This is a genomic window from Rhizobium lusitanum, assembly GCF_014189535.1.
GTDB classification, from domain to species: Bacteria; Pseudomonadota; Alphaproteobacteria; order Rhizobiales; family Rhizobiaceae; genus Rhizobium; species Rhizobium lusitanum_C.
In genome coordinates this window covers 17,874-40,963 of the sequence record NZ_CP050308.1, presented here as the reverse complement: position 1 = coordinate 40,963, position 23,090 = coordinate 17,874, and the positions used below count along the sequence as shown (strand labels likewise).

Genomic DNA, 23,090 nt, shown 5'->3' with positions numbered 1-23,090 from the left:
ATGCCCATGATTTCGAAGATACTCATAGCCAATCGCGGAGAGATCGCCCTCCGGGTGCTGCGCGCCTGCAAGGAGCTTGGCATCGCGACCGTTGCCGTGCACTCGACAGCCGACGCCGACGCGATGCATGTCCGTCTGGCGGATGAAAGCGTGTGCATCGGCCCGCCGCCGTCTCGCGACAGCTATCTCAACATCCATCAGATCGTTGCCGCCTGCGAGATCACCGGCGCCGACGCCGTGCATCCGGGCTATGGGTTCCTGTCGGAGAATGCCAAGTTCGCCGATATCCTCGATGCGCATGGGATCACCTTCATCGGCCCAACTGCGGACCATATCCGCATCATGGGCGACAAGATCACAGCCAAGACCACAGCGCTGAAGCTCGGCATTCCCGTCGTTCCCGGTTCGGACGGCGAAGTGAAGACCGAGGCGGAAGCGCTGAAGACGGCCAAGGAAATCGGCTATCCCGTGCTGATCAAGGCGACCGCCGGCGGCGGCGGCCGTGGCATGAAGGTTGCGCGCACGGAAGCGGACGTTGTTGAGGCCTGGTCGACGGCACGCACCGAGGCCGCAGCCGCCTTCGGCAACGAATCCGTCTACATGGAAAAATACCTCGGCAAGCCGCGGCATATCGAAATCCAGGTGTTCGGTGATGGCGAAGGCAATGCTATCCATCTCGGGGAACGCGACTGCTCGCTGCAGCGCCGCCACCAGAAGGTCTGGGAAGAAGCCAACTCACCGGCGCTCAACGTTGAGCAGCGCATGAAGATCGGCCAGATCTGCGCCGACGCCATGAAGAAGCTGAAATACCGCGGCGCCGGCACGGTCGAATTCCTCTACGAAAACGGCGAGTTCTATTTCATCGAAATGAACACCCGCCTGCAGGTGGAGCATCCGGTCACGGAAGCGATCACCGGCATCGATCTCGTGCACGAACAGATCCGCGTCGCTTCGGGCGGCGGTCTGTCGGTGACGCAGGACGAAGTGCATTTCCACGGTCATGCCATCGAATGCCGCATCAACGCTGAGGACGCGCGCACCTTCGTGCCCTCGCCCGGCACGATCACGCATTTTCATGCGCCCGGCGGTCTCGGCGTGCGCATCGATTCGGGTGCCTATCAGGGCTACAAGATCCCACCTTACTACGACAGCCTGATCGGCAAGCTGATCGTGCACGGCCGCACCCGCGTCGAATGCATGATGCGCCTGCGCCGTGCGCTGGATGAATTCGTGGTCGATGGCATCAAGACCACCTTGCCGCTGTTCCAGGATCTGGTTTCCAATCAGGATATCGCCAATGGCGATTACGATATCCATTGGCTGGAAGACTACCTGGCAAAGACCTCGGTCTAAGCGCCCATGGCACGGCCGCGCGGCAGAAATCCCGGCATTACTCCGGAGATTCTGCTGCGCGCCTATTCCATCGGGCTCTTCCCGATGGCGGAATCGGCGGATGATCCGGAAATCTTCTGGGTCGAGCCCGAATTGCGCGGCGTCTTGCCGCTCGACAACTTCCATATTTCGAAAAGCCTTGCGAAGACTATTCGGCAAAAGCCCTTCGATATCCGCTTCGACACGGATTTCGACGCCGTGATCGCCGCCTGTGCCGAGCAGACCAACGGCCGGCCCAGCACCTGGATCAACAAGACGATCCGAGCGCTCTATTCAACCCTCCACCATATCGGCCACGCCCATTCCGTCGAGGCGTGGGACGGCGACATGCTGGTCGGAGGGCTCTATGGCGTCTCGCTCGGTTCGGCCTTCTTCGGCGAGAGCATGTTCTCACGCCGCACGGACGCCTCGAAGATCTGCCTTGTGCATCTGGTCGAGCGCCTGAGAGATCGCGGCTTCACCCTCCTCGACACTCAGTTCACCACCGAGCACCTGAAGACATTCGGCGCGATCGACATGCCGAAGGACGAATACGCAAAGATGCTGGAAAAGGCGATGGAATCGCCCAATTTGAGCTTCTTAGACAGTTAAGAATCTCCATCTAAGCATTGATTTAAATCATCAGTCCGCTACTTTTGGCTCGACAGCCGGAGGTAGTATCTTGAAGAAATATCTTGCAATCGCATTTCTCGCCGCACTGGCCGCAACGCAGGCCGAGGCAAAATCCTTTCATGACATGTTCGGTGCCGATGCGCCTGAAGGCGCAGAGGGGGCAGTGCTCAAGACACTCGACTTCCAGCAGGGAGCGATCAAGCTTGCCGGGGCCAGCGCCACGCTGAACGTTTCGGATCAGTTCTACTATCTCAATCCGCAGGATACGCGGAAGGTGCTGGTCCAGCTCTGGGGCAACCCGGATAGCGCCGCCAGCAACACGTTTGGCATGATCTTCCCGGCGAAGTATCCGCCGATCGATCCGCACTCCTGGGGCGCGGTGATCGATTATGACGGCAGCGGCCATGTCTCCGACGACGATGCCGCCTCAACGGATTACACAGCGCTGCTGAAGCAGATCCAGGATGCGATCCAGGAGAGCAATCCGGAGCGCGAGAAGGCGGGCTACGATCCGATCACGCTGGTCGGCTGGGCCGAAGCGCCACATTATGACAAGGCGACCCATGCCCTCCACTGGGCACGCGACCTGATCTTCGGCAAGGATCCGAACGGTCCTCATACGCTGAACTATTCCGTGCGCGTCCTTGGCCGCGAAGGCGTGACGGAGCTTGATTTCATCGCTGGGCTCGAGCAGTTGCCAGAGATCAACGCGGCCATTCCCAGCGTCATCAACACGGTGCAGTATGACAGCGGCAAGCGCTATGCCGATTTCACCAACGGCGACAAGATCGCCGCCTATAGCATGGCGGGCATGATTGCTGCCGGTGCCGGCGTGAAGATCGCAGCAAAGCTCGGTTTCCTTGCCGTCGTCCTCGGCTTTTTCAAGAGCTTCGGCGTGGCGCTTCTGGCGCTGAAGAAGGGATTGATCCTTGTCGTCGCTGGCATCGTTGCTGCCGGCCGCAAGATCCTCGGCCTGTTTCGCCGCAACAAGAATAACGACGCGTAGGAACGATTCCGGCCGGTTTGATCCACTGAAGGACAACCGGCCTTTCGGCGCCTTCACGGCTTCAAATTCCGGTTGTGATCTGCTATCGCTCGACGCGAAGAGTGTTGGCGCGTCGAGGTTTCACTTTGCCTTCGTAAATACCGGTCTCATCCAATTTCACCCCGTATGCCAGGGCAGCTCATCGCCGCCCGGCATATGATCATGTTCATCGGGTGGTGGTCTGAGACCGGTTTGGCATTGTTGACATGCGCCATGCGCAGCCATTGCTGTCTCAGCTCTTCATCTGTCCTAGACATCGCCACACCGCGCCCGTAAAGGGTTTGTCCTGCCGCCAGCTTGGTGAACTTCCGAACGGAAGACCAAGACGGTATGTGCACTATTTTAAGGGTCCGATGGACCATCAATCCCAAAACTGCCCCTCAGCCATGGATCGTCTGCAGCGGCTGCGGAGGCCTCAAGCCTTTCAGATCCAGCGGCAAGATCAGGCTCAACGCCAACGGCAAGAAACTCGACGCCTGGCTCGTCTATAAATGCGCGGCCTGCGACAAGACATGGAACCGAACGCTGTTCGAGCGCCAGAATGTTCGTGGGCTGGCGCCTGCCACTCTCGAGGCACTGCAAACCAACGATCTCAACTGGATACGGGCGCAGGAATTCGACCTCGATGCACTGAGGCGCAAGGCTCAGCGCATCGACGAATTTGCCGATGCCAATGTTCAGAAGGAGGTTCTGGGCGAAACGGACGGCTGGACCGTACTCAACATCGAGTTGGCGGTCGCGTTTCCTGTCAGTACGCGGCTGGACCGCCTGCTCGCCGCAGAACTCGACATCTCACGATCCCGGCTTCAGGCGCTGCATAGAAGCGGGAAACTGCAAACCCATCCGGATCGCGCTGACGCCATGCGGCGACGAATCAAGAATGGCACGAGCGTCGTCATTGATCTCACGAACGAAACCGGTCGATATCCGGCTGAGATGAGCGCCGCTTCGCGGAGATACGATGAGTAACGAAATCGCCCGCAGAAGATCATTTCTGCGGGCGAACATCACGTCGTTGTCAAAGTTTGGAGAGGTGCTTTACTTGGTGCCAGCCGAGTCCGGCGGCGGGATATCCGACTTCTGCTTGCACTCTTTCAACCAGACGTCATAGATCGGATGCTCGACGGCGTTAAGGCCGGGGCTGTCGGCGAACATCCAGCCGGTGAAGATGCGGCGAATGCGGCGGTCGAGGGTGATCTCGTCCACTTCAACAAAGCCATCGACCTTCTGCTGCTCGTTATCATCTCGCGAATAGCAAGCCTTCGGCGTCACCTGCAGGGCACCGAACTGCACCGTCTCGTTGACATAGACATCGAAGGTGGTGATGCGTCCGGTGATCTTGTCGAGACCGGAGAAGACGGCAACGGGATTGGAAATACGGGCGGCTTCGGCGGCCGGTGGCAACAAGGCTCCTGCGGCAAAGGCAAGAACTGCTGCCGATATCGCACGCAAAGTAGCGCTCCGCGTGAAAAACGTCATATCCGCCAATCTCCGCTTGGTCTCGGTCAAAGCGCCGAGCACGAGCCGGCATGTTCTGCGCCTATAGGCCAATTGTGGCCAAAGGACGAGCCCGCCTTCTATGCTCAGTTGCCCGGCGTCCAGGCGTCATAGTCGCCGGTCACGCGCGGACGTTCGCCGGCAACGGCGAGCGAACCCGGCGGACGATAGGCCTGCGGCGAACCGGTGGGATTGGCGCGATGACCTGTTTCCCATTCCTTGGCGACGTAATTATCCTTGGTCGGCGGAACGTCGGTGCGGTGATGCATCCAGCCGTGCCAGCCCGGAGGAATGGCGGAAGCCTCGGCATAACCCTTGTAGATCACCCAGCGCTTCTGAAGACCATAGGAGGACATGCCGCCCTCGTAATAGACATTGCCCAATTCATCCTCGCCGACGCGCTTGCCGAACCGCCATGTCGCGAAGCGGGTGCCCATCGTCTGACCATTCCACCAAGTGAAGGTTTGCAGGAGTAAATTCCACATGTCTTTTCCTTGTGCCCGCAAAAAGGCGAGCGATACCAGAATTCGATCCCTCGCTTATGCCGCCACTAGGCTTGCTTGTCCAGTGATTCCAGCGGGAAAAGCGGTCATTTCAAAGCCATCTTGAAGCCCAGATGGGTCGGCTTGAAACCCAATCTCTCATAGAAACGATGGGCATCCTTGCGCACTGCGTTCGATGTCAGCTGCACCAGCCGCACACCGCGACTTTTTGCCTCGGTGATGCAGAATTCGATCATTGCGGCGCCAATCCCCTGCCCGCGCAGGTCGTTGCGCGTCTGCACCGCCTCGATGATCATCGCGGAGGAGCCGCGCCCGTTCAGAGATGTCGTGATCATCGTCTGGAACGTGCCGACAACTTCGCCGGTCAGCTCGGCGGCGAAGAGCGTCTGATCGAATGAGGCTTCAATCGTGCGGAACGCCCGAAGATAGTCGTCATAGGCGGATGGATCGATGGTATCGCCGTGGCCGCCGACAGCATCGGCGGCGAAAAGAGCGATCAAAGCTGGTAGGTCGGATTCGCAGGCCTCGCGAATGATCAAATCGGCACTATTCATGATCAACCTGCCTAGGCTTTCAATGGTTTTCGAGGGGCTTCTCGAATATCAGCGCCGGAATGCCCGACTGCGCATCGCCGCAGTTTTCCGTGCGACCAACCTCGACAAAACCATGCGCTTTGTAAAAGGCAGTCGCCGGATCGTTTTGGGGATCAACTTCGAGCCGCATGACTTCGGCGTCAGGAAAGCAGGTTTCCAGCTCGGCGAAGATGTCGCGGCCGATGCCCTGGCGCTGGCAGCGTGGGCTGACATAGAGCATGTAGAGCATGACGGTTTTCGCGAGTTCCGTCGACATGGCGGCATAGCCCATGCCGCCGATGTTTTTGCCGTCGTCCGCGACGAGAAACTCCGCGTTCTTTCGGGCGAGCCGTGTCCTTAGGGACTGGAGAGAATGCCAGGAACCATGCAGCTCGCTGACCTTGTCCGCGCCATAAAGCCGATCGTAGGTCGCATGCCAGGTTTCGCGCAGCAGAGCGCGGACCTTTTCCAGGTCCTGCTCGCCGGCGGTGCGGACAAAGAACACCGAATTATTCCTCTTCGATGCCGAGCTTGGCCTTGACGAGGGCCTGCACGGCCTGCGGATTGGCCTTGCCGCCGGTCGACTTCATCACCTGGCCGACGAACCAGCCGGCAAGTGTCGGCTTGGCCTTGACCTTGGCGACCTGATCCGGATTGGCGGCGATGATCTCATCGACGGCCTTCTCGATGGCGCCGGTGTCGGTGACCTGCTTCATCCCTCGGGCTTCGACGATCTCGGCGGGGTCGCCGCCTTCGGTGAGCACGATCTCGAACACGTCCTTGGCGATCTTGCCGGAGATGGTTTCGGCCTTGATGAGGTCGATAATCGCGCCGAGCTGGGCGGGCGAAACCGGAGTCTCTTCAATGTCTTTGCCGGTTCTGTTCAAGGCGCCCAGCAAGTCGTTGATCACCCAGTTCGCCGCCATTTTGCCGTCACGACCCGCCGCAACCGTCTCGAAATAATCGGCAATCGCCTTTTCTGAGACGAGCACCGAGGCATCGTAGATCGACAGGCCAAGCTCACGCACGAAGCGCTCCTTCTTGTCATCCGGCAGCTCCGGCAGATGCGCAGCAAGCTCCGTGACGAAGGCGTCATCGAATTCGAGCGGCAGCAGGTCCGGGTCGGGGAAATAGCGATAGTCATGCGCATCTTCCTTGGAGCGCATGGAGCGGGTCTCGCCCTTGTTCGGGTCAAACAGGCGGGTTTCCTGATCGATGGAGCCGCCGTCTTCCAGAATACCGATCTGGCGGCGGGCTTCGTATTCGATTGCCTGGCCGATGAAGCGGATGGAGTTAACGTTTTTGATTTCGCAACGCGTGCCGAACTCGCCGCCGGGGCGACGCACGGAAACGTTGACGTCAGCGCGCATCGAGCCTTCGTCCATGTTACCGTCGCAGGTGCCGAGATAACGCACGATCGAACGCAGTTTGGTCATATAGGCCTTGGCCTCATCCGACGAGCGCATGTCCGGCTTGGAGACGATTTCCATCAGCGCCACGCCGGACCGGTTCAGGTCGACATAGGACATGGTGGCGTGCTGGTCGTGTATCGACTTGCCGGCGTCCTGCTCCAAATGCAGGCGCTCGATGCCGATCTCGATATCCTCGAACTGGCCCTGACGATCCGGACCGAGCGAGATGACGATCTTGCCCTCGCCGACGATCGGATCCTTGAACTGCGAGATCTGATAGCCCTGCGGCAGGTCGGGATAGAAATAGTTCTTGCGGTCGAAGATCGAACGGTTGTTGATCTGCGCCTTAAGACCAAGACCAGTACGCACGGCCTGCTTGACGCATTCCTCGTTGATAACTGGCAACATGCCAGGCATGGCGGCATCAACCAGCGAGACGTTGGAATTCTGTGGCTTGCCGAACTCGGTCGAAGCACCGGAGAAGAGCTTGGATTTGCTCAACACCTGGGCATGGACTTCCATCCCGATAACAATCTCCCAATCGCCGGTGGCACCGGGAATGAAGCGCTTCGGATCTGGTGTGCGGACGTCGACAAGGGTCATGGGAAGCTCTTGAAATGCTGTTCTTCTGAACTTCGTGAGGTAGAGCAATTGGCGGGGCGGCGCAAGACTTTCGGCACCGCGCGGGCGCTATAAGCCCGAACCATATGTCCCGTCGCTGCTGTCGACCAGCGTCTTGGCGAGACCGAGCGTCGGCACGTCGCGATCGAGCTTGGGAGAATAGACGACGGAGAGCCAATGGATGGCATAGCCATGGGCTTTGAAGAAACCGATCGCCTCGCCGTTGTCGGCATGGGTCTGCAAGGAGACCTTCTCCAGCCCCTGCCCCAGAACATCCTGCTCGATGCGCGCGAGCAACGCCGAGCCGAGCCCTTGGCGCAGATAATCGGGGTCGATCCAGAAATCGGAGATGGTCTCGTCCAGCGCCTCGCGCGCCGCCCAGCCGGCGATCTCCCCATTCAGTTCGACGACGGTAATCGTCAACCAGACATCGCGGGTGAAATTCGAGAAGGCATCGCTGGCACTTTCCAGCATCGCCTCTGAGCCACCGACCGACCCCATGGCCTTCCGCCACGACCGCAGGCCGATATTGGTCAATATCTCCGTTTCGCCCTCACGAGCATTGCGAATATGGATCATCGAGCCCCCAGGCATTTTCGGCAGTAAAGCACCTGCAAACGCCTTTTTCCAGCGGCCAGATGAGAGCAACCTCCGGATAGCCGGCTATGTTTAACAAGGGTGAAACTTGACCGCCGTCTGCAACCTGTTTTAAAAGTGCTGCGTCAATGGAGTTTTTATGTCCAACTCGTCTGAGCCCCGGTAAAGGCCCCGCCCGCAAGTCTTCTTGCGCGCTGGGCCCGAAAACGAAGCCCCGGCTTCCCTGAAGGGAGCGCCGGATCGTTTTGTTGCGCCTTATGGCGCTTTCCGGATCTTGAGAACCATGGACATTTCCCGCGCCGAACAGCGCATCCTGCATCTGCTCGCCCAGGGCGGGCGCATTGAAATCATTCGTTCTGAAACCAAGAAGATCGAGGACGCGAGCTGCTTTACGCGCGACGGCTGGCTCTATCCCGATTTCGGGATTGAACTCTTTCGCAAGCTCAGACGCCTGAAGGCCATCAGGTCTACCGACGGCTATCCCTATCGGATCACGGAGAAGGGGCTGAAGCTGGTCAGGGCGCAATTGAATAATCGATAGAGACACGAGAGTCGCCCGATCGGGGCGGCTCTCACCCGCTGAGGCGGCTCACGGGCGGTGCGCCGAGAGCGATCAGAATGTCCTGATGATGTCCGTCACATGGTCGCCTCGACGATCGCTTTCCTCCTGCACCGAATCGCGCCTTTCGTTCATTGCAGCGATTTGATCCTCGCTATCCGCCAGAGCCTTCAAATAGCGCTTCTTCAGATCACTATTGTCAGGCACGGCGCCGATATTGTGTCTTATCCGCTCCTGCTCATTGATGGTTTTTTCGATTTCACTATCGAGGCTCGCCAGTTCGTTCTGGATCGCGACCTGCCTTTTGCGCGCGTCTGCGAGATTTGCGAGCTTGTCCGTGAGTACCTTGTCATGGGTCGAAGCCGACCATCCAAGCAGCATGTCCGGCTCTGCATCGACCAGAGCATAGCTGGTACTCTGGAGCTGCTCGTCGACCGCCGTCAGTGTCTTTTCCGTAGCCGCTGGCACAACTGCCTTGAGCCGCTGGTGCGTTGCCGTCTTGCCGAAGCTTTCGCCCGACGAAAATGACCAACCGTCCCTGATCGGGTGCTCGACGATGACAGTCCTTTCGCCGTCAAGCGCCCCTGAAACAGTGTAGGTTGTCGTCTGACGATATTTAACGACTGCTTGCATCACGCCATCCGAAACCTTCAGAGAGGCAATCTCCTCAGTTGGCGCCTGCTGCTCGCTGATCGATACCTTTCGGTCGGTCGCGAAACTGGCGAGGCGCGTATCCCCCTTGGGCAACGCGGATAGCTGGGAGTCGCCGACGTAGCCGATCTTGCTGTCGTATAGTGTGAGAATTCCCGCCGGCATGCTGACGCCTGCGGTGTTCTTGAGCATCACGGCGGCGATCGGATTGGGAAAGGCGCTGCCTCCCCGATACATGTCCACCATATCGGCATCCAGTTCGGCATCCACGATCGGCACCGACAAGGTGTTGCCATTTGCCAGATCGTAAGTCCCCGGAAGCTCAAAAGTGGCCGAGATATCGCTTTCGGTCGCAGTGGTCGGATTGGCTGCGGCCATTTGCATTGGCGCTGCCGGCTTTTCGAGCTCGTCAGCCATGTATGCAGACGCGCTTGCCTTTCTGCTGACGCCGCCCATCATTGCCTTAGCAGGCGCGGGGGCTGCTCGTTCCTCGACATCCGATGCGAGACGCTGCCTGTTGGACAGGTCTCCACTATCGGGATCAGGGACATTGTTCGAAGCCGTGTCGACTGGCACCTCCTGCCGCTCTCTCCAGTAGAGCTGGTGCAGGCCCTGCTTCAGCGTCACCGGCTCGGCAGACGTCAACGTCAGTTTTACGCCCTTCCAATCTTCGCCACTGGCGTTTTCCAGCACGGTCCATGCCTGCAAGCGCGCTTTGCCATTTTCCCCGGTCACAACTTTGTAAGCCGTTTTCCAGATCGGAGACGGCACGACATAGGTTAGACCGATATCGCCGCTGCTCTTCGCACCGTTCACCTTGATATCGATGATGCGGGTGCTGTCGTTCTTGCCTCGGGCAATGGCTGCCGCCGCTTTGGCGACCTTCGCTCTCATATCGGCATCTTCAATCCGGACGGACGCATCCTCGCCAAGCGCCAGCGTCTCCACCGCGCCATCCTTGTCAAGAACGGTCAGCAAGTGAACTGGCGCATTCTCGCCAGCCTTCCTGGTCTCGATCCCAAGAATGTTTCCCTCAACGGTTTTCCCGCCGCTGGTTACCGATACCCTCGCGCCCTGTATCGATATCAGAAGCGATGGCACGGATGAGAGCGCTTCCGGCGTGAACGGCAGACCCTTGAAAGTCTCCTGCAACGGCTGCGGCCCTGCCAGCGAAAAGCCAGCCACCGAGCCCTCGGTCCCATTGACCACAAGGCTCTTCAGCATGTCGTCGACCTGATCGAGAGGCACCTCGAGCCGGGCCACGCCATCGCTATCGACCGCGGCGGATCGAGAAACCTCGGCAAGGCCGCCCGAGGACAAGGTAATGGCGCGAATGGCCCCATTGTCAGCCGCCAGCGAAATCGCTGGAAATGCTACGCTGAGGAGCAGGATCGCCGTGACTTGCTTGAGCATGAAGAGACCTTCCGAATCGGTTGCAGACGACAAGACCAAGCGGCCCGCTGCAATTTATGATCGTATTTCGGTCTAAAATGTGATCGCGGCTGGGCGGAATATTGGCAGGTGCGGATAGGCAAAGAATTCGTTGCGGACTGCGTCTATAACGCTGGCGTTCTTGAAATTCGCATCCAGCGCGCGCCGCCCGCTCAGCCGGCAAATCCAACCGCGCCGACCGCTTTACGGTCGGCGACGGTCATAGATCTCAAGATGAGGTTGCTTACCACCACTTCGTCGGCGTGAACTTGCCGGCGGCCTGTTCGATGACGTGGGCAGTCTTGAACAGCGTTTCTTCGTCGAACGGTTTGCCGATGAGCTGCAGGCCGAGCGGCAGGCCCTTCGAGTCGAGGCCAGCAGGGACGGCGATGCCGGGGAGACCGGCCATGTTGACCGTCACCGTGAAGATGTCGTTGAGGTACATCTTGACCGGATCGGACGCGAGGTCCTCGTCGGCGATGCCGAAGGCCGAGGATGGTGTGGCGGGCGTCAGGATGGCATCGACGCCGGCGTGGAAGGCAAGTTCGAAGTCGCGCTTGATCAGCGTGCGAACCTTCTGGGCGCGCAGGTAATAGGCGTCGTAATAGCCGGCGGAGAGCACGTAGGTGCCGATCATGATGCGGCGCTTGACCTCGTTGCCGAAGCCGGCAGCGCGGGTCTTCTCATACATGTCGGCGATATTCTCGCCATCGACGCGCAGGCCGTAACGTACGCCGTCATAACGGGCGAGGTTCGACGATGCCTCAGCAGGAGCAACAATGTAGTAGGCCGGCAGAGCATATTTCGTGTGCGGCAGCGAGATGTTGACGATTTCGGCGCCGGCATCCTTCAGCCAGGCGATGCCCTGCTGCCAGAGCGTTTCAATCTCGTCCGGCATGCCGTCGACACGGTATTCGTTCGGAATGCCGATCTTCATGCCCTTCAGCGACTGGCCGAGCGAGGCTTCATAATCCGGCACCGGCAGATCGACCGAGGTTGTGTCCTTGGCGTCGACGCTTGCCATCGACTTCAGGAGGATAGCGGCATCGCGGACATCGCGGGCGATCGGGCCGGCCTGGTCGAGCGACGAAGCGAAGGCGACGATACCCCAGCGCGAGCAGCGGCCATAGGTAGGCTTGATACCGACCGTGCCGGTGAAGGCGGCGGGCTGGCGGATAGAGCCGCCGGTGTCGGTAGCGGTCGCGCCGGCGCAGAGATGCGCGGCAACGGCAGCGGCCGAACCGCCGGAAGAGCCGCCCGGAACGAGCTGCTGGTTCGAACCCGTCGCGCGCCAGGGGTTGATCACCGGGCCGTAATAGGAGCTCTCATTGGAGGAGCCCATGGCAAACTCATCCATGTTGAGCTTGCCGAGCATGACGGCGCCGTCGTTCCAGAGGTTCTGGGTCACGGTCGATTCGTAGCGCGGCTCGAAACCGTCGAGAATGTGGCTGCAGGCCTGGGTGTGGATGCCTTCGGTGCCGAAGAGATCCTTGATTCCCAGCGGAATGCCTTCCAGCGCACCGGCCTTGCCGGCGGCGAGACGCGCGTCGGAGGCCTTGGCCATGTCGCGCGCCTTTTCCGGCGTCACCTTGATATAGGCGTTGAGCTGATCATTGACCGCATCGATCGTCGAGAGATAGGCCTCGGTGAGTTCGGTGGCGGTGATATCCTTGGCGCGCAGCTTGTCGCGGGCTTCGGCAATGCTCAGGCTGGTCAGTTCGCTCATCTTGTTTCGCTTCAGATCTTTAAAAGGGGCAACGGGTCGGAACAGGCTTGGAGTAAACCCTTATTCGACGACTTTGGGCACCAGGAAGAAATTCTGATCGGTGATCGGCGCATTGGCGACGATGTCGTCGGCCTTGCTGCCGTCAGTGACTTCGTCCGTCCGCTTCTTCATCGCCATCGGCGTGACGGAAGTCATGGCCTCGATACCGTCGACATTCACTTCGGAGAGCTGCTCGACGAAGCCCAGCATGCCATTAAGCTCGCCCACCATCCGCTGAGCCTCGTCATCGCTGACGGCGATGCGGGCAAGATGGGCGACGCGTTTTACGGTGGCAAGATCGACGGACATGGTACTCTCCGGGTAGCAGATACACCGCTGAAGGTGCAATTTATACCCACGCTATAAAGACCATGTCCGCCATACGCAACGTACTTTTGTTACGCGGAAATGCTCTCGCCCGGCTTCGGCGCCGCAACCGCCGTCTTCGAACCTTCCAGGCCGGCGATGAACTTTTCCGGGGTCTGGTCGATGATCGGGAAGGTGCCGTAGTGGCATGGAATAGCGGTCTTGAAGTTGAAGAAGCGCTGGCAGGCGAGTGCCGCGACAGCACCACCCATGGTGAAGCGGTCACCGATCGGCACGATGCCGATATCAGGCTGATGCAACTCGTTGATCAGGCCCATGTCCGAGAAGATGTCCGTATCGCCCATGTGGAGCAGCGACGGTTCGTCGTCGAAATGCAGCATAAGGCCATTCGCATTGCCAAGCGCGTGCGACACGCCGTCCTCGGTGATCTGGGCGGAGGAATGCAGCGCGTTGGTGAAGGTGGCGGAGAAACCGCCCAGGGAGATGGTGCCGCCGGTATTGCCCATTTCCAGTTTCTCGACGCCCTTGGTACCGAGCCAGGCAGCGAGATCGGCATTGGCGAGGACGACGGCGCCGGTGTCCTTGGCAATCTGAACGGTATCGCCGACATGGTCGCCGTGGCCGTGGGTGAGCAGGATATGGGTGACGCCGGCGGTGACATCCTTGAGATCGAGACCCGCGAAGGATGCGTTATAGGTCAAGAACGGGTCGATAAGGATTTTAGCCTTGGCCGTTTCGAGACGGAAAGCGGAGTGGCCGAGCCAAGTGATCTTCATGGATTTCTCCTTAATGCTTGATTTGAAATGCAAGACTGGTGTTAGGACATATCCGAAACCGTCACAAAGAAAAGCGGCGCGGAATTCACTTTGTTTTGACGGGGAGACAAGAACCTATGACGACACTGACCATCGAAGACCTTGCCGTGATGCTCCTGCCTAGACAGGCGATTGCCGGGCTCGATCTCGGCACCAAGACGATCGGCCTTGCCATGTCCGATCTCGGCCGACGATTCGCCACGCCGCGCCCGGTGATCAAGCGGGTGAAATTCACCCAGGACGCCCAGACGTTGCTTGCCTTCGCCGAAAAAGAAAAGGTCGCCGCCTTCGTCATCGGCTTTCCGATGAACATGGATGGATCAGCGGGGCCGCGCGTGCAGGCGACTCGGGCCTTCGTGCGCAGCATGGCAGAGAAGACCGCCCTGCCCTTCGTGTACTGGGATGAGCGGCTGTCAACGGTCGCCGCCGAACGGGCGCTACTGGAAATGGACGTTTCGCGTGCCAAGCGGGCCGAGCGCATCGACTCGGCCGCCGCAAGCTTCATTCTTCAGGGCGCCTTGGACAGGCTCTCCGCTCTCGGCAGGACGGCCTTTCCAGATCTCGATTCCTGACGGCGGTTCCACCATGCCAGGATATCGGCGCGCTTGCGAAAGGCGAGGATCGTGAAAACCAGCAGAGTGTCGAAGGCAATGGCGCGGGCCACCAGCGGCGGAATGGTCTCCGGCGGAATGCCGAGAATGTTGCCGTAGATATGAAAGACGAGGTCATGCATCTGGCGCGTGAACATGAAGACGCCGAAGCTCATGTCGTAGTAGGATAGATAATACCACGCCCCGAGGAACGAGACAGGCGCGGCCCAGAAGATCAGCACCCACTTCATGCGGCTCCCCTTCGGCGCTGATATTGCGTCGTTCCAGACGAAAGGACCAGCCAGTTCATCAGCGCCATGGCGCTCAACACTAGTGCCGGCACCGTTATATCTAGTGCGAGAATGGCGAAGAACATCATCGCCGCGATAAGAAACGCGATTTTTGCGGGTCTGGACCCCATGGCTGCACGCTTATTGGTTAACAATCAGTCTGCGCACAGTGGCGAGTTAACCGTTGCGGCGCAATGTAAACCAATTGTTAAGGTTAACGGCCGGGCGCGGCTGTGGATATCTCCCGAACGATCAGAACATCAGCCGTAAACACCGCGCACGATACGCCTCAGCGCCGTGGCCGCCTTCTCCCAATCCTTCGTTGTTTTCAGCGCGAGGCCGGCGCATTGGTCACCGACGGCAGCGGAGAGAACAAGATGCTGTATGGCCGAGAAGATCAGCGCATTGACGGCGACGGCGTCGATCCCCTTCGGTGAGACCAGCGAGCCGCGCATGCGCTCGATCCAGCTGCCAAGCGCCTTCGAACGCGCTTCCGAAAGCCGGCGTACCTGCTCGGTATTCTCAGACACTTCCCAGGCGACAATGCGGCGCATCAGCGGATCGGCACGCAGCGCATCGAGGAAAAGCAGCGCCAGCCGCTCCATCAGATCGCCATAGGTCAGCAGGAACATGCCGCCGGTATCGTCGGGGATACGATCCTTCACCCAACTTCCGAGATCCGTGCCGATCGCCTCCACCAGGCCGTCGAGGCCGCCGTAATAGCGATAGATCAGCTGCTTGTCGCAGCCGGCGCCACGGGCAACCGCGTTGATCCCGAAATTCTGGAACCCCTCCTCCGCCAGCAGTCTTTTGGCGGCATCGAGGATCGCCTGCTCGGTGACGGCGCGATTACGGATCCGCTTTTCCGGCTCGGCGGTTGTTTCGATCGGTTTTCTCAGAACGGCGTTTGCGCTCGGCATCATGTCGGCTCCAGTCAGTCACCGACCGGTGAATAACAAGCCCGGCACATGCGAACAATGACACGACAGCCATGGAGGCATCTTAATCCATGCAATCCACAGATTAGAGATATTGGCCGAACCAGACGGTGCTCGGCGAGGCAAGTTCGGGCGGCAGTTCCAGCTGGGTAAACCCGCGCGACGCCCAGAATCGAATCCCGCTGTGATTGCCCATGCTCGCGCCAAGATGGACGCCTTTGACACCCTTGTCGCGGGCGTTCGACAGCCATTTATCGAGAAGAGCGCTGCCAATACCAAGCCCCTGCGTGCGCGGCAAAAGGTTCATATGGACATGGGCCGGAAACGGATCGGTGAGAACAGCGGGTACTCTCTTCGGATAATGAATCGCAAAGCTACGCTGCTGATCCGCGTTCCATGTCGAAGTATCGCCGGAGGGTTCCGGATAGCGGCTGCGCAGCTCAGGCCACCATTCCCGCTCCAGCTTCTCCTCGAAAGCAACCGTGTCGAAGACACCGGCGATATAGCCGCAAACACCTTCCCCGTCTTCGGCAACGAAAACAGTCTCCGGACTGAAGACCGCATAGGGCACCGAATAAATATGCCCGATCATCCGCCCATCGCGATGGAGCCCGGTCGCGTCTCTACCGGCATCGCCTGTGACCAGGGAGATGACATAGAGCTGGTCGATGTCATCGGATTGGACGGGGCGGAGGTTAATCATGGGAGCCTCAATAACTGCTTTCGCGTTTACATTTCGTGGGCTGATGTGTATCATTTCTTATCGACATACACACGAGATTGCAAATGCGAACGAACATAGACATTGACGACGCATTGATCGCGGAAGCGATGACTGCAACAGGACAGTCGACGAAAAAGGCGACCGTGGAAGAAGCTCTGCGGAGCGTCGTTCGCTGGCATCGCCAGAAAAAAGCCCTCGACCACCTTGCTGGGCTTGGTTGGGAAGGCGATCTCGACGAAATGCGCAGAGATCGGCAAACGTGATCGTTGTCGATAGTTCTGTTTGGATTTCGCTTTTACGCGCAACGGAGACGGAAGCCGTGCTTCGTTTGCGAAACATACTCACCGCGGGGCCTCCCGATATTCTGGTCGGAGACCTGATTCTTCTTGAGGTTCTTCAAGGTGCCCGAGGCGAGCGACAGGCGACATTGATCGAACGAAACCTTCGCCAATTTACCATTCGACCGATGTTGAACGATGGGCTTGCCGTCAAGGCTGCACGCAATTATCGCCTGCTACGTGCACAGGGAATTACGGTGCGCAAAACCATAGACGTCATCATCGGTACGTTCTGCATCGAGGAAGGCCATACCCTTCTCCACGATGACCGGGATTTCGATCCGATGTGCGAACATCTCGGTCTTCAAATCGCCCTATAAATCCAACCCGGCGCCCTAAGTCGCCGGCGGATACAGCAGATCGACGATGTAGCTCGCATCGAACCGCGCATCCAGCATACCGTAGGTGGAGCGCCAGCCACCGGCCAGGCGGGTTTCGATGAAGGCGTCGGCGATCTTGCCTGCACCCAGTCGATAAAGCTCGGCTGCACCGGCAGCGAGCGCCATCTGCTCGATCAGCAGACGGGCGGCGCCCTCGTCCTGCTCGCAAAGCGCCATCGCGGCGCGGAGCACGTCGATGGTCTTCTTGCCGGCCGGACCGAGATCGCGGGCAAGACCGGCAAAGACGGTTTCGAACAGGTCCCTGCCCCGGTTCAGCACGCGCAGCAGGTCGAGCGCCATGACATTGCCGGAGCCTTCCCAGATCGCATTGACCGGTGCTTCGCGGTAATGCCGGGCGATCGGGCGTTCCTCGATATAGCCGCTGCCGCCGATGCACTCCATTGCCTCGTAGATCAGCGCGGGCGCGATCTTGCAGCACCAGTATTTGGCAACCGGCGTCATGACGCGGGCATAGGCGGCGTCTTCGCTGCTGCTGCTTGCCTTGTCGAAGGATTCCGCCAGGCGGAAGGCAAGCGCAGTCGCTGCCGCGACATCGAGCGCCATGTCGGCAAGCACGCGCGTCATGATCGGCTGCTGGACCAGCGTCTTGCCGAAGACGCTACGGCCGCGCGTATGGTGTACGGCCTCGGCGAGCGAGGCCCGCATGATACCGGCGGAGGCCAATGCGCAATCGAGGCGAGTCAGCGTCACCATGTCGAGAATGGTGCGGATGCCGCCATCGGGAGCCCCGAGCAGAAAGCCGAAAGTATCGCTGAACTCGACCTCGGACGAGGCATTCGAGCGATTACCGAGCTTGTCCTTCAGCCGCTGGAATTGCAGGCCGTTGGCGGAGCCGTCCTCGAGCAGGCGCGGCACCAGGAAGCAGCCCATGCCGTCCTTGGTCTGCGCCAGCATGATGAAGGCATCGCTCATCGGCGCCGACATGAACCATTTGTGGCCAGAGAGCCGGTAGATGCCGTCGCTGACCTTGTCGGCCGTCGTCTTGTTGGCGCGCACATCCGTGCCGCCCTGCTTTTCCGTCATGCCCATGCCGATGGTGACGGCGGATTTCTGCATGGCCGGCTTGTTGGACGAATCATATTTGCGCGACAGAACCTTTGGTGCCCAATCCTTCTGGACGGCCGGCGACGCCATCATCGCGGCGACCGAGGCGCTGGTCATGGTAAGCGGGCAGAGATGGCCGCATTCGAGTTGCGCCGTCAGGTAGAAACGGGCGGCGCGGACCTTGTGCGACTGGCCTTTCGCGTCCGGATCGGCCTGGGCATCCCAGATCGAGGAATGCAGGCCCGCCGACATCGAGCGGCGCATCAGCGCGTGCCAGGCCGGATGGAATTCGACCACGTCCAATCGCTCGCCGCGCGGGCCATGCGTGCGCAGTTGCGGCGTACCCTGGTTCGCCATGCGCGCCAGCTCCTGCGCCTCGTGCGAGGTGACGTAGCGGCCCATCTGCTCCAGGTCTTCACGCGTCGAGCGCGGCAGGTTGGAGGTCAGATCGACAATAAGCGGATCGGAGCGATAGGCATTGATTCCGGACCAGAGGCTCGGCTGGTTCAGTTCGGCAAATGTATCGTCATTCCGGGTCGATTGGGTCATATTTCGCTTTTAGAGCATGAGGATTGCAAAAGGAAACCGGAAGTTTCGGCTTTTGAGATTAGCGCTGTAACGAGATTCGAATCAAATTGCATGGGGAACAAATGCGCTTATCCAAAGCCCGTGCTTGCCCCTGAGGCGCTCCCTCTTTATAGACGCCCTGACGAAATCCAGAGGGCAGCTTCATGGTCTTCTTTCCCCACCGCCACCTCATCGGCATCAAGGGCCTCACCGAGCAAGATATCACCTATCTTCTCGACAAGGCCGACGACGCGGTGAAGATCAGCCGTCAGCGCGAAAAGAAGACATCGACGCTTCGCGGGCTGACGCAGATCAATCTCTTTTTCGAGGCATCGACCCGCACGCAAGCCTCTTTCGAGCTGGCCGGCAAACGGCTCGGCGCCGACGTCATGAACATGTCGGTCGGCAACTCCTCGGTGAAGAAGGGCGAGACGCTCATCGACACAGCGATGACGCTGAACGCCATGCGCCCGGACGTGCTGGTCATCCGCCATTCCAGCGCCGGTGCCGCCGCTCTGCTCGCCCAGAAAGTTTCCTGCTCCGTCGTCAACGCCGGCGACGGCCAGCACGAGCATCCGACACAGGCCCTGCTCGACGCACTGACCATCCGCCGCGCCAAGGGCAAGCTATCGCGCATTATCGTGGCGATCTGCGGCGACGTGCTGCATTCGCGTGTTGCCCGTTCCAACATTCTGCTGCTGAACGCCATGGGCGCGCGGGTCCGGGTCGTGGCGCCCGCCACGCTCCTGCCCGCCGGGATCGCGGATATGGGCGTTGAAGTCTTCCATTCGATGAAGGAAGGGCTGAAGGACGCAGACGTGGTAATGATGCTGCGTTTGCAGCGCGAGCGCATGTCCGGCGCTTTCGTGCCGTCGGTGCGCGAATATTATCGCTTCTATGGTCTCGATGCCGAGACGCTGAAGGCGGCCAAGGAGGATGCGCTGGTCATGCATCCCGGTCCGATGAACCGTGGTGTCGAAATTGCCTCCGAAGTTGCCGACGGCCCGCAGAGCGTCATCGCTGAGCAGGTGGAAATGGGCGTCGCGGTGCGTATGGCGGTCATGGAGACGCTGTTGATCTCGCAAAACCAGGGGCCGCGTAGCGAGGGAGCTGGAGCATGAGCAACTCGATCGTCCTCCAGAACGTCCGCATCATCGACCCCTCGCGCAATCTCGATGAGGTCGGCACGATCATCGTCGAAAACGGCATCATCCTCGCTGCCGGCAAGGATGCGAAAGCCCAGGCCGCGCCGAAGGGTGCCCAAGTACGGGATTGTACGGGCCTCGTCGCCGTTCCCGGCCTGGTCGATGCCCGCGTGCATGTCGGCGAGCCCGGCGGCGAGCACCGCGAGACCATCGCCTCGGCAAGCCGCGCGGCGGCAGCCGGCGGCGTTACCTCATTCATTATGATGCCTGACACCGATCCGATCATCGACGACATCGCGCTGGTCGAATTCGTCAAGAAGACGGCGCGCGACACGGCTGTCGTCAATGTCTATCCGGCAGCGGCACTCACCAAGGGCCTCGCCGGCGAAGAGATGACGGAAATCGGCCTCCTGCGCGAAGCCGGCGCGGTCGTCTTTACCGATGCGCATTCCGGCGTCCACGACACGCAGGTTCTGCGTCGGATCATGACTTACGCGCGTGAGTTCGGCGCCGTCATTTCCTGCGAGACCCGCGACAAATACCTCGGCGCCAACGGTGTCATGCATGAGGGGCTGTTTGCGAGCTGGCTCGGCCTTTCCGGCATTCCGAAAGAAGCCGAACTCATTCCGCTCGAGCGCGATCTCAGGATCGCCGCCCTGACGCGCAGCCACTATCACGCGGCGATGATCTCGGTGCCGGAATCGGCGGAGGCCATCCGCCTCGCCCGCTCGCGCGGCGCGAAAGTCACCTGCGGCATCTCGATCAACAATCTGGCGCTGAACGAAAACGACATCGGCGAATACCGCACCTTCTTCAAGCTCTATCCGCCACTGCGCTCGGAAGACGACCGCTCGGCGATGATCGAGGCGCTGGCAGATGGCACCATCGACATCATCGTCTCGTCGCATGATCCGCAGGATGTGGACACGAAGCGCTTGCCTTTCGGAGAAGCGGAAGACGGCGCGATCGGGCTGGAGACGCTGCTTGCCGCAGCACTTCGCCTGCATCATAGCGGCCACGTCAGCCTGATGCGGTTGATCGACGCCCTGTCGACGCGGCCCGCGCAGATCTTCGGCCTTGACGCCGGTACGCTGAAGCCCGGTGCAAAGGCAGATATCGCCTTGATCGATCTCGACGAGCCTTGGCTTGTCGCCAAAGACATGCTTCTGTCGCGCTCGAAGAATACACCGTTCGAAGACGCAAGAATGAGCGGCCGGGCCGTTGCGACCTATGTCGCGGGCAAGCTGGTTCACAGTCTGTAGGCAAAGCTAGGGCTTATGGAGAATAAGAAGTGATGGCGGAATTCTGGACATGGCAGCTCTCCTCGCAGACTGCACTCGCAGCAGCCATTATCGGCTACCTGCTCGGCTCCATTCCTTTCGGTCTGGTTCTGACGCGCATGGCTGGCCTCGGCGACGTGCGCAACATCGGCTCCGGTAATATCGGCGCAACCAATGTATTGCGCACCGGCAACAAGGGGCTGGCGGCGGCGACGCTGTTGCTTGACGCCTTCAAGGGCACGGTCGCCGTGCTGATCGCCTCGCACTTCTTCGGAGAGGATGCGGGCGTGCTTGCCGGCTTTGCCGCCTTCCTCGGTCATATCTTCCCGATCTGGATCGGGTTCAAGGGCGGCAAGGGCGTTGCGACCTATTTAGGCGTTCTCCTCGGCCTCGCTCCGTTCATGGCATTGATCTTCGCCATCGTCTGGCTGGTGATAGCCTTTACCACGCGATACTCCTCTCTTGCCGCACTGGTTGCAACCCTTGTCATTCCGGTTGCATTGTGGATACTGGGTGCCGACAAGATCGCCGCCGCCATGGCGCTGATGACTGTTATCTCCTGGTACAAGCACCGGGCCAACATTGCCCGGCTGACCGCCGGCACGGAAACCAAGATCGGAGCGAAGGGGTAATGGTCGCAGGCAGCGCAGGACGAACCGGAATTGCGCTGACGGAAAAACAAAGGATCGCCTGGCTCAGGCTCATCCGCTCCGACAATGTCGGCCCCTCGACCTTTCGCGATCTCATCCAGCATTATGGCTCCGCTGAAGCCGCGCTCGCCGCATTGCCGGACCTGTCGCAACGCGGCGGCTCGACGCGGGTGATCCGCATCGCCAGCGAGCAGGATGCGCTGCGTGAACTGGAGGCGGTGCACCGCTTCGGCGCCCGCTTTGTCGGCATCGGCGAACCGGGCTATCCGCAGGCACTGAAAGAGATCGACGGCGCGCCGCCGCTTCTGACGGTCAAAGGCGACCTGTCGGCGGCGGTTCGTCCGGCCATCGGCATCGTCGGCTCGCGCAACGCCTCGATCAGCGGCGCGAAATTCGCGGCAATGATTGCCCGCACCTGTGGCCAGGCCGGCTACGCCGTCGTCTCGGGTCTTGCCCGCGGCATCGATACGGCAGCGCACCGCGCCAGCCTTGAGACAGGCACGATCGCCGCCATGGCTGGCGGGCTTGACCAACCCTACCCGCCGGAAAATGTCGGCCTGCTGAATGAGATATGGAACGGCAAAGGCCTTGCCGTCAGCGAGATGCCGTTCGGCTGGGAGCCCCGCGCACGCGACTTCCCGCGCCGCAATCGCCTGATCGCTGGCATTTCTCTCGGCCTCGTCGTGGTCGAGGCTGCGACGCGCTCCGGCTCACTGATCACCGCACGCCTTGCCGGCGAATTCGGCCGGCTGGTCTTTGCTGTCCCCGGCTCGCCGCTCGATCCGCGTTGCGAGGGTACCAACGGCTTGCTGAAGGACGGCGCGATGATCGTCACCCGTCCGGAGGATATCGTCGAAGCGCTGCGGCCATTGGCCGAACCCGACCTGTTTCGCTCGCAACTTGCGGAAACGCCGGTCGAAAAGAACGACAAGCCGTTGTCGCCACCGCCGGACGATACCGACCGCGATCAGATCGTCGACGCGCTCGGACCGACGCCGGTGGAGATCGACGACATCATCCGGCACACCGGCCTGTCAGTATCCTCGGTCCATTCCGTGCTTCTCGAACTGGACATGGCCGGCCGGCTGCACCGGCATCCCGGCGGACTGGTGTCGATCTCAATGCTGGATTGAAAGCATGACAGACCATCCCGATATGATGGCTGCATGCTCGCCGGAAGCGTCGGCAAGCATTTCTTCGGGATGTAACCCGGATGCCATCTGGCAGGGATCGCGACATCGAGCCAATGGCAAAAATCGACATCGCCTCTTGACCGCGACGAATTCCCTGTCCATGTCGGAAGGCCGGGGAGCCAAAATACCCG

General features: G+C 60.2%; 26 protein-coding genes. 12 read left to right on the top strand and 14 right to left on the bottom strand.

Annotated elements, in window-relative coordinates; translation table 11 throughout:
- The 4 genes from accC to HB780_RS13870 all read left to right on the top strand — a co-directional run bounded on the left by accC (window position 1) and on the right by HB780_RS13870 (window position 4,018).
- Window positions 1-1,353, top strand: a complete 1,353-nt coding sequence (accC, locus tag HB780_RS13885; RefSeq protein WP_183692706.1) for an acetyl-CoA carboxylase biotin carboxylase subunit — start codon at window positions 1-3, stop codon at window positions 1,351-1,353.
- 6 nt (window positions 1,354-1,359) lie between these two features.
- Window positions 1,360-1,983 carry a leucyl/phenylalanyl-tRNA--protein transferase gene (aat, locus tag HB780_RS13880; protein WP_183692704.1) on the top strand — a complete coding sequence of 208 codons (624 nt, stop codon included), beginning with the start codon at window positions 1,360-1,362 and terminating at the stop codon, window positions 1,981-1,983.
- Between the two features lie 70 nt (window positions 1,984-2,053).
- Window positions 2,054-3,010 (top strand): DUF2167 domain-containing protein, encoded by a 957-nt coding sequence (locus tag HB780_RS13875; protein ID WP_183692702.1) that lies wholly within the window; start codon window positions 2,054-2,056, stop codon window positions 3,008-3,010.
- Window positions 3,011-3,379: 369 nt separating this feature from the next.
- Window positions 3,380-4,018: a DUF1062 domain-containing protein gene (locus tag HB780_RS13870; protein WP_183692700.1), complete on the top strand. Its 639-nt coding sequence runs from the start codon at window positions 3,380-3,382 to the stop codon at window positions 4,016-4,018.
- Between the two features lie 69 nt (window positions 4,019-4,087).
- On the opposite strand, the gene HB780_RS13865 is transcribed toward HB780_RS13870, so the two are convergent.
- The 6 genes from HB780_RS13865 to HB780_RS13840 form a co-directional block, all read right to left on the bottom strand.
- Window positions 4,088-4,528 carry a DUF2155 domain-containing protein gene (locus HB780_RS13865; RefSeq protein ID WP_183692698.1) on the bottom strand — a complete coding sequence of 147 codons (441 nt, stop codon included), beginning with the start codon at window positions 4,526-4,528 and terminating at the stop codon, window positions 4,088-4,090.
- A 104-nt stretch (window positions 4,529-4,632) separates the two neighbouring features.
- Complete coding sequence (locus HB780_RS13860; RefSeq protein ID WP_183692696.1) at window positions 4,633-5,031, bottom strand: NADH:ubiquinone oxidoreductase subunit NDUFA12; 399 nt, start codon at window positions 5,029-5,031, stop codon at window positions 4,633-4,635.
- Window positions 5,032-5,135: 104 nt separating this feature from the next.
- Window positions 5,136-5,603, bottom strand: a complete 468-nt coding sequence (locus HB780_RS13855) for a GNAT family N-acetyltransferase (RefSeq protein ID WP_183692694.1) — start codon at window positions 5,601-5,603, stop codon at window positions 5,136-5,138.
- Window positions 5,604-5,622: 19 nt separating this feature from the next.
- Window positions 5,623-6,126: a GNAT family N-acetyltransferase gene (locus HB780_RS13850; protein ID WP_183692692.1), complete on the bottom strand. Its 504-nt coding sequence runs from the start codon at window positions 6,124-6,126 to the stop codon at window positions 5,623-5,625.
- 4 nt (window positions 6,127-6,130) lie between these two features.
- On the bottom strand, window positions 6,131-7,636 hold the full coding sequence (gene gatB / locus HB780_RS13845; protein WP_183692690.1) for an Asp-tRNA(Asn)/Glu-tRNA(Gln) amidotransferase subunit GatB: 1,506 nt from the start codon (window positions 7,634-7,636) through the stop codon (window positions 6,131-6,133).
- Window positions 7,637-7,723: 87 nt separating this feature from the next.
- Window positions 7,724-8,233 carry a GNAT family N-acetyltransferase gene (locus HB780_RS13840; RefSeq protein WP_183692688.1) on the bottom strand — a complete coding sequence of 170 codons (510 nt, stop codon included), beginning with the start codon at window positions 8,231-8,233 and terminating at the stop codon, window positions 7,724-7,726.
- 301 nt (window positions 8,234-8,534) lie between these two features.
- On the opposite strand from HB780_RS13840, the gene HB780_RS13835 reads away from it, so the two are divergent.
- Window positions 8,535-8,792, top strand: coding sequence for a YjhX family toxin (locus HB780_RS13835; protein ID WP_047465092.1), 258 nt, complete (start codon window positions 8,535-8,537; stop codon window positions 8,790-8,792).
- A 72-nt stretch (window positions 8,793-8,864) separates the two neighbouring features.
- Here the strand turns inward: HB780_RS13835 and HB780_RS13830 are convergent, their stop codons facing one another.
- The 4 genes from HB780_RS13830 to HB780_RS13815 form a co-directional block, all read right to left on the bottom strand.
- The gene (locus HB780_RS13830) at window positions 8,865-10,874 is read right to left on the bottom strand and encodes a DUF4139 domain-containing protein (protein ID WP_183692686.1); all 2,010 of its coding nucleotides are present in this window, start codon (window positions 10,872-10,874) and stop codon (window positions 8,865-8,867) included.
- 262 nt (window positions 10,875-11,136) lie between these two features.
- The gene (gene gatA, locus HB780_RS13825; protein ID WP_183692684.1) at window positions 11,137-12,618 is read right to left on the bottom strand and encodes an Asp-tRNA(Asn)/Glu-tRNA(Gln) amidotransferase subunit GatA; all 1,482 of its coding nucleotides are present in this window, start codon (window positions 12,616-12,618) and stop codon (window positions 11,137-11,139) included.
- A 60-nt stretch (window positions 12,619-12,678) separates the two neighbouring features.
- Window positions 12,679-12,966: an Asp-tRNA(Asn)/Glu-tRNA(Gln) amidotransferase subunit GatC gene (gene gatC, locus HB780_RS13820; RefSeq protein ID WP_183692683.1), complete on the bottom strand. Its 288-nt coding sequence runs from the start codon at window positions 12,964-12,966 to the stop codon at window positions 12,679-12,681.
- An 89-nt stretch (window positions 12,967-13,055) separates the two neighbouring features.
- Window positions 13,056-13,760 (bottom strand): metal-dependent hydrolase, encoded by a 705-nt coding sequence (locus HB780_RS13815; RefSeq protein WP_183692681.1) that lies wholly within the window; start codon window positions 13,758-13,760, stop codon window positions 13,056-13,058.
- Window positions 13,761-13,876: 116 nt separating this feature from the next.
- Between HB780_RS13815 and ruvX the strand changes: the two genes are divergently transcribed.
- Window positions 13,877-14,371: a Holliday junction resolvase RuvX gene (ruvX, locus tag HB780_RS13810; RefSeq protein WP_183692678.1), complete on the top strand. Its 495-nt coding sequence runs from the start codon at window positions 13,877-13,879 to the stop codon at window positions 14,369-14,371.
- Here ruvX and HB780_RS13805 read toward each other — a convergent pair.
- From HB780_RS13805 to HB780_RS13795, 3 genes are all read right to left on the bottom strand, one after another.
- A complete protein-coding gene (locus tag HB780_RS13805) occupies window positions 14,308-14,640 on the bottom strand; it encodes a DUF6105 family protein (RefSeq protein ID WP_183692676.1) in 333 nt (110 codons plus the stop codon). The genes ruvX and HB780_RS13805 overlap by 64 nt on opposite strands.
- A 299-nt stretch (window positions 14,641-14,939) precedes the next feature.
- The gene (locus HB780_RS13800; protein WP_183697129.1) at window positions 14,940-15,599 is read right to left on the bottom strand and encodes a TetR/AcrR family transcriptional regulator; all 660 of its coding nucleotides are present in this window, start codon (window positions 15,597-15,599) and stop codon (window positions 14,940-14,942) included.
- Window positions 15,600-15,702: 103 nt separating this feature from the next.
- Window positions 15,703-16,320, bottom strand: a complete 618-nt coding sequence (locus HB780_RS13795; protein WP_183692674.1) for a GNAT family N-acetyltransferase — start codon at window positions 16,318-16,320, stop codon at window positions 15,703-15,705.
- An 83-nt stretch (window positions 16,321-16,403) separates the two neighbouring features.
- On the opposite strand from HB780_RS13795, the gene HB780_RS13790 reads away from it, so the two are divergent.
- Together HB780_RS13790 and vapC are read left to right on the top strand one after the other, a co-directional pair.
- Window positions 16,404-16,604, top strand: coding sequence for a type II toxin-antitoxin system VapB family antitoxin (locus tag HB780_RS13790; protein ID WP_183692672.1), 201 nt, complete (start codon window positions 16,404-16,406; stop codon window positions 16,602-16,604).
- On the top strand, window positions 16,601-16,999 hold the full coding sequence (gene vapC, locus HB780_RS13785) for a type II toxin-antitoxin system VapC family toxin (RefSeq protein WP_183692670.1): 399 nt from the start codon (window positions 16,601-16,603) through the stop codon (window positions 16,997-16,999). Before HB780_RS13790 ends, vapC begins: the two co-directional genes overlap by 4 nt.
- Window positions 17,000-17,014: 15 nt before the next feature.
- Here the strand turns inward: vapC and HB780_RS13780 are convergent, their stop codons facing one another.
- On the bottom strand, window positions 17,015-18,673 hold the full coding sequence (locus tag HB780_RS13780) for an acyl-CoA dehydrogenase family protein (RefSeq protein WP_183692668.1): 1,659 nt from the start codon (window positions 18,671-18,673) through the stop codon (window positions 17,015-17,017).
- Window positions 18,674-18,855: 182 nt separating this feature from the next.
- Between HB780_RS13780 and HB780_RS13775 the strand changes: the two genes are divergently transcribed.
- The 4 genes from HB780_RS13775 to dprA are packed head-to-tail and all read left to right on the top strand — an operon-like array spanning window position 18,856 to window position 22,899.
- Window positions 18,856-19,812 (top strand): aspartate carbamoyltransferase catalytic subunit, encoded by a 957-nt coding sequence (locus HB780_RS13775; RefSeq protein ID WP_183692666.1) that lies wholly within the window; start codon window positions 18,856-18,858, stop codon window positions 19,810-19,812.
- The gene (locus HB780_RS13770; protein WP_183692664.1) at window positions 19,809-21,098 is read left to right on the top strand and encodes a dihydroorotase; all 1,290 of its coding nucleotides are present in this window, start codon (window positions 19,809-19,811) and stop codon (window positions 21,096-21,098) included. The genes HB780_RS13775 and HB780_RS13770 overlap by 4 nt, the downstream gene beginning before the upstream one ends.
- A gap of 32 nt (window positions 21,099-21,130) precedes the next feature.
- Window positions 21,131-21,748 (top strand): glycerol-3-phosphate 1-O-acyltransferase PlsY, encoded by a 618-nt coding sequence (plsY, locus tag HB780_RS13765; RefSeq protein ID WP_435693905.1) that lies wholly within the window; start codon window positions 21,131-21,133, stop codon window positions 21,746-21,748.
- Complete coding sequence (gene dprA, locus HB780_RS13760) at window positions 21,748-22,899, top strand: DNA-processing protein DprA (protein ID WP_183692660.1); 1,152 nt, start codon at window positions 21,748-21,750, stop codon at window positions 22,897-22,899. Before plsY ends, dprA begins: the two co-directional genes overlap by 1 nt.
- The last annotated feature ends 191 nt before the right edge of the window (window positions 22,900-23,090 follow it).